This is a genomic window from Streptomyces muensis, from assembly GCF_021474425.1.
GTDB classification, from domain to species: domain Bacteria; phylum Actinomycetota; class Actinomycetes; order Streptomycetales; family Streptomycetaceae; genus Streptomyces; species Streptomyces muensis.
The window spans coordinates 1-5,237 of the sequence record NZ_JAKEIP010000409.1; the positions used below are offsets into that span (position 1 = coordinate 1).

The 5,237-nt window shown below is 72.6% G+C and carries 6 protein-coding genes and 1 pseudogene; 2 read left to right on the forward strand and 5 right to left on the reverse strand.

Features of this window, described 5'->3' with window-relative positions:
* Positions 1 to 124 (forward strand): annotated as a pseudogene (locus tag L0P92_RS41940) (acetyl-CoA acetyltransferase); the annotation flags it as partial.
* Between the two features lie 37 nt (positions 125 to 161).
* Positions 162 to 887: a pyridoxine/pyridoxamine 5'-phosphate oxidase gene (locus L0P92_RS41945; RefSeq protein ID WP_234768391.1), complete on the forward strand. Its 726-nt coding sequence runs from the start codon at positions 162 to 164 to the stop codon at positions 885 to 887.
* Positions 888 to 914: 27 nt separating this feature from the next.
* Here the strand turns inward: L0P92_RS41945 and L0P92_RS41950 are convergent, their stop codons facing one another.
* The 5 genes from L0P92_RS41950 to L0P92_RS41970 form a co-directional block, all read right to left on the reverse strand.
* Positions 915 to 2,480, reverse strand: coding sequence for a serine/threonine-protein kinase (locus tag L0P92_RS41950; RefSeq protein WP_234768392.1), 1,566 nt, complete (start codon positions 2,478 to 2,480; stop codon positions 915 to 917).
* Between the two features lie 161 nt (positions 2,481 to 2,641).
* The gene (locus L0P92_RS41955) at positions 2,642 to 3,526 is read right to left on the reverse strand and encodes a GNAT family N-acetyltransferase (RefSeq protein WP_234768393.1); all 885 of its coding nucleotides are present in this window, start codon (positions 3,524 to 3,526) and stop codon (positions 2,642 to 2,644) included.
* Positions 3,527 to 3,681: 155 nt separating this feature from the next.
* Positions 3,682 to 4,116, reverse strand: coding sequence for a Zn-ribbon domain-containing OB-fold protein (locus tag L0P92_RS41960; RefSeq protein WP_234768394.1), 435 nt, complete (start codon positions 4,114 to 4,116; stop codon positions 3,682 to 3,684).
* Positions 4,116 to 4,562 (reverse strand): DoxX family protein, encoded by a 447-nt coding sequence (locus L0P92_RS41965; RefSeq protein WP_234768395.1) that lies wholly within the window; start codon positions 4,560 to 4,562, stop codon positions 4,116 to 4,118. The genes L0P92_RS41960 and L0P92_RS41965 overlap by 1 nt, the downstream gene beginning before the upstream one ends.
* A 114-nt stretch (positions 4,563 to 4,676) precedes the next feature.
* Positions 4,677 to 5,069, reverse strand: coding sequence for a hypothetical protein (locus tag L0P92_RS41970; RefSeq protein WP_234768396.1), 393 nt, complete (start codon positions 5,067 to 5,069; stop codon positions 4,677 to 4,679).
* Positions 5,070 to 5,237 lie beyond the last annotated feature (168 nt).

The following is a 5,237-nucleotide window of genomic DNA, read 5'->3' on the forward strand; positions in this document are numbered from 1 at the left end:
ACCCGGCCGCCGCGCCCGCCGAACCGCTCGCCCTGTTCACGGCGGGCTGCCCCGGTTGGGGGTGGCGTCGGCGACCGGGGGGTGGTTCTGCTCGTCGGGGACGGTGGTGCTGGGCAGGGACTGAGCGTGGGCCGGCGGCGTACGCACGTGACAATCGAGGCATGGAAAGAGATCTCCACGAACCGGATCCGCACCGGCCGGATCCGCGCCGGCCGGATCGTCACGACCCGGATCTTCATGAACTGCTGAGGTCGCTGCGGGTGTGGGACCCGGCGGTCACCGAGCTGCCGGACTTCGACCCGGCCGCCGCGCCCGCCGAACCGCTCGCCCTGTTCACGGCCTGGTTCGCGCAGGCGGTCGCCGCCGGGCAGGTGGAACCGCACACCATGTCCCTCGCCACGGCCGACGCCGAGGGGCTGCCGGACGTACGGACCGTGATGCTGCACGGCGCCGACGCGTCCGGCTGGTCCTTCGCGACCCACGTCGACAGCCGCAAGGGCCGCCAGCTCACGGCCCGCCCCTACGCGGCCCTCGGCTTCTACTGGCCGACCCAGGGACGCCAGGTGCGCGTGCGGGGCCCGGTGACGGCGGCCCCTGCCCAGGAGGGCCAGGCCGATCTGCACGCCCGCTCGACCGGCGCGCTGGCGGCCGCGCTGACCGGGCGGCAGAGCCAGGTCCTCGGATCGCTGGAGGAGCTGGCGCGGACCTCCGAGTCGGCCTGGGAGCGGGCGCAGCGCGAGCCCGACGCCCCCGTGCCGACCTGGACGCTGTACCAGCTGCGCCCCGACGAGGTGGAGTTCTTCCAGGGGGACGCCCGCAGGCGGCACGTGCGGCTCAACTACCGCAGGACAGCGGATGGTTGGGGGAAGGAGCTGCTCTGGCCCTAAGCGGGAGACGGCCTGGCCGGACACGGCCTAGTCGCGCAGGCGGATCCCGTTGACGGCGGTGTCGAAGATCGGCCGGTGCTCGTTCCACGTCGCGTTCGGCCCGGACAGGTAGATGACGTACTGGGTGCTGTCGGCGCCGCTGAAGGCCAGCTCGACTCCCCGGAACTCCCGTGCCCTGCCCTGGAAGGTGAACTCCCAGTACCCGGCGGGCCGCCCCCGGAACTCCGTACGGCTCATCCTGACCCGCTCGTAGCCCGGGTTGTCGCGGCGCGTCTGGTCCTCCTCGGTGTCCCGCCAGTGCTGGAGCGGATCGGACCCCGCGAACTCGACCACCTCGACCCTCAGCCCCACCAGCCCGGACGGGTCGATGTAGGCGACTTCGCCGCTGGGCACGTCCTTGGCCGTCCAGCCGTCCGGGACGGGCACGGAGAAGCCCTGGCCGGCCTTCACGAGGTGGTAGCCGGCGGGAACCGGGGACGGGGAGGCGGCGGAGCCCGGGTCCGTGGAGTTGCCGGACCCGGACGACGTGGAGGGGGACGGGCTCGGGGACTGTGACTGGGACCGGTTCGGGGAGTCGTCCCGCGAGTCGGCGTCGCCGCCGGGCCTCAGCAGCAGTCCGCCCGTCACCAAGGCGGCGGCCACCAGGGCCGACGCGATCCACAGAGCTGTGCGGCGGCCGCGCTTCCGCCCCGGTGCGGCGGGGGTGGCGGTGTCGGGTGCGGTGGTCCGCAGCGGTTCCGGGCGCGTGGGCGGGTCGAGCGGGACCGTCGCCTCGCCAGACACCCGGCTCAGGAGGTGCTCGGCCTCCTGCGCGTTCATACGCCGGTCGGGCTCCTTCACCAGCAGTCCCTCGATCACCGGCGCCAGGTCCTTCGCGCGGCGCGGGGGCTCGTACGGGTCGGCGGCTATGGCGTACGCCGTCTCGATCGCCGTGTCCCGGCCGAACGGCGGACGTCCCTCGACGGCCTCGTACAGCGTCGTTCCCAGCGACCACAGGTCGCAGGCGGGGCCGGGCTCGGCGATCCCGGTGCGCAGGCGCTCCGGCGCGAGGTACTGGATCGAGCCGACCAGTTCCCCGGTCCTGGTCAGCGACGAGGTCCCGGACTCCACGGCGATCCCGAAGTCGGTGAGGACGATCCGGCCGTCGTCCCCGAGCAGTACGTTCGCGGGCTTGACGTCCCGGTGCAGCACACCGGCGTCGTGCGCGGCGCGCAGCGCGGAGGCCATGCCACGGCCGATCCGGGCGGCCTCGCCCGGCGACAGCGCGCCCCGCCGCTTCAGCACGTCACCGAGCGTGACGGAGGGGACGTACTCCATGACGATGCAGGGCAGGCCCTCGTCGTCGACGACGTCGTGCACGACGATCACATGCGGGTGGGTGATCCGGGCCGCGCTGCGGGCCTCCCGGCGGGTGCGCTCGTGGAGCCGCTGGACCTCGTCCTCGTGCAGATGGGGCGGGACGTGCAGTTTCTTCAGGGCGACATGCCGGTTGAGCAGTTCGTCCTCGGCCCGCCACACGGTGCCCATCCCGCCACGGCCGACACGCTCCACCAGCCGGTACCGGTTGGCTATGAGCCTCCCCAGATCGGACACCCTGAGACCTACTTTTCCCCGTACACCTGAGCGCTCTTCGAACAGATTGCAGATGCACAATAGCGTGTACGGATCACAGGGCCATGGCGGCCGATCAGGGGGCCGTGTCGTCGGTTCACGGAGGCACGGCAGCGAATTTCCGGGGGGCGGAGCCCAGGCGGCTAGGGCCTGGCCGGGAAGCCCCGGGTGCCGCGGAAGTCGTACGCCGTGAAGTCGGCCACCGCCCGATACCCGATGCGCTGGTAGAGGCTGTTGCTGGTCTGGTTGGCGAGGTCCGTGAAGAGCAGCACCTCGCGGACCCCGGAGGCGAGCACGGACCGGCTGACGTGGGCGGTGACCGCGCCCGCGTAGCCGCGGCCACGCAGCGGGGCCGGGGTGTAGACCGGGGCCACCCGGACCTGTCCCGCGACGACCGGGGTCACGCCGGCCATGGCCAGCGGGGTGCCGTCCTCGGCCTCCCAGAGGGTGACGCCGCCGTAGGAGATCCGTGAGTCGGCCCACGCGGTGGCGTCGCGGGCGGCGTGGTCGCCGACGGCCTCGATGAACTCGCCGTACCACTGCGTCAGCTGCTCCCGGTCCTCCTTGCCCGCGACCCGCGCCCGGCCGCGCGGGAGGGGCTGCGGGACGGTCAGGTTGCCGAGCCGGTAGAGGCGTTGGCGCTGACCGACCGTGGCCCGGCCGCCCAGGTGGCGGCGCCAGGCGGCGGAGAAGGCCTCGGCGGTCTCACGGGCCGCTATGACGCCGGGGACCGAGTGGCCGAGGGCGACCAGGTGGGCGGCGAGGGACTCGGCCTCCTCGGAGGTGAGCGGTGTGACGTTCAGCCGGTAGGGCGGGGTGCGGAAGTAGGCCGCGCGCACCTGTCCGCCGACCTCCAGCGCACCGAAGAGCGGCGCCTCGTCGCCGTACGCACGCAGTCCGCCGGTGCGCAGCGTCTCGGTCACCGTCAGGGCGACGGTGTGCAGATCGGGGCGTGAGCGCAGGAAGCCACCGGCGTGGGAGAGGAAGCCGCTGAGATCCTGGGTGCAGTACCAGTCGTCCGGGCGCATACCTCATGATCCCGCGCCCCGGGGGCGACTGTGCCCCCTTTTCCGCCGCGGACACCAACCCGACACAAGACACCACGCTCAGGCGGGAGTTGGGGGTACGGGAGTTAACACGGCGACGCGGGCCCACAGGTTGACGTCACCCACACCCGCGTGACTCAGCCGGCGGGGCGGAACACCGGCACCCCGTCCCGGAAGACGACCTCCAGCTCCATCCCGGCCCGCAGCCGCCCGGCGTCCGCGCACTCCACGACCTCGGTCATCATCCGCGGCCCCTCGGCCAGGTCGACGACCGCGGCGACGTACGGCGTCCGCTCCCCGAAGGGCGGCAGGTCGTTGCGGTGCACGGCGGACCAGGTGTAGAGGCGGGCCCGGCCGCTCGCGGGCTCCCAGTCGACGTCCTCGCTCCAGCAGTGCGGGCAGAACTCGCGGGGGTAGTGATGGGCCCGCCCGCAGGCCCGGCAGCGGCGCACCAGCAGCCGCCCTTCCGCCGCCGCGTCCCAGTACGTACGCGTGAAGGCGTCGGCTTCCGGGATGTCGAAGCGCGGGGCGCCCGTCGGGGCATTCGTCGGAGCGTTCAGCGGGGCGCTCATCAGAACAGCCCCAGCGCGCTGTCCACCGACCACGACTGCCAGGACATCCCGAACAGCGCGACCAGCGAGATCAGCGCCATCATCGAGTTCTGCCCCTGCTCGCCCCAGTCATGGATCATGAGCGTGAAGTAGAGGACGTTGAGCAACAGCCCGCCGACGAGGGCGATGGGGGTCAGGAACCCGAGGACGAGCCCGAGTCCGAGGGCGAGTTCCGCGTACAGGACGACGTACGCCATCGTCCGCGGCCGCGGCGCCACGACGACCTCGAAGCCGGAGCGTACGGCGTTCCAGCGGTGCTTGGCCGCCACGCCGGCCGCCCAGGAGATCCCGGCGCCCTCGAACCAGCTCTTCTTGTCCTTGTGCCGCCAGCTCTCCAGCCACCACAGCCCGAGGCCTATCCGGAGCACGGCCAGCCATTCCGCACCTGTGAGCCAGATCGCGTCCATGGATCTGACGGTACGTCAGATCGGAGGGGCCTGACAATCGCCTGTGCCCCTCCTCGTCGAGCAGGCCGCCGCCGCGAACGCCCTCGGGCGCCGCGCGTGGCTCCCGGTGCGGGCTCAGCCCGGCCGGCCGGGTCGGGGGGCGGTGAGGGAGCCGATCACGGCGGAAAGGGCGACGGTCACGACGAGGCTGCCGGCCATGACCATCCCCACCCCGATCACGAACAGACCGCTGGCGTCATCCGACCAGTCGTAGAACGCCGCGAGGGTCAGCCCGCCCGTGGTGCCGAGCACGGCACCCACGAAATGACGCCGCGCCGCCGCCCACCAGACCGGCCCGAGCAATGTCAGCACCAGCCCGATCACCTGCCACGCCTCGTAGGGCCCGGTGGTCGTGCCGTCGGGATGCACATCGCGCTGCTGGTCCCAGCCCAGCCAGCCGGCCCACCCGGCGATCGACAGTACGGCCGGCAGGAGGATCGGCAGGAGTCCATCAAGTCGTTGACGCATGGCCCAAGCGTCTTCGGCCCACCGGGTCACCGACCAGAGCGCAAGTACTCAGCCCGACCCGAGTACATGAGCGCGCGGGTGCGGGGGCCGGCCGCCGAGTGCGGTGTGCACCCGGTGGCCGCGGTAGGTGACGGTGTCGGAGGTCCAGGCCTCGACCAGGACGTCCAG

Coding starts and splice junctions, on each gene's coding strand:
- L0P92_RS41955 (WP_234768393.1), bottom strand. CDS start 3,526: ATGCGCCCGGACGACTGGTACTGCACCCAGGATCTCAGCGGCTTCCTC.
- L0P92_RS41965 (WP_234768395.1), bottom strand. CDS start 4,562: ATGGACGCGATCTGGCTCACAGGTGCGGAATGGCTGGCCGTGCTCCGG.
- L0P92_RS41945 (WP_234768391.1), top strand. CDS start 162: ATGGAAAGAGATCTCCACGAACCGGATCCGCACCGGCCGGATCCGCGC.
- L0P92_RS41960 (WP_234768394.1), bottom strand. CDS start 4,116: ATGAGCGCCCCGCTGAACGCTCCGACGAATGCCCCGACGGGCGCCCCG.
- L0P92_RS41970 (WP_234768396.1), bottom strand. CDS start 5,069: ATGCGTCAACGACTTGATGGACTCCTGCCGATCCTCCTGCCGGCCGTA.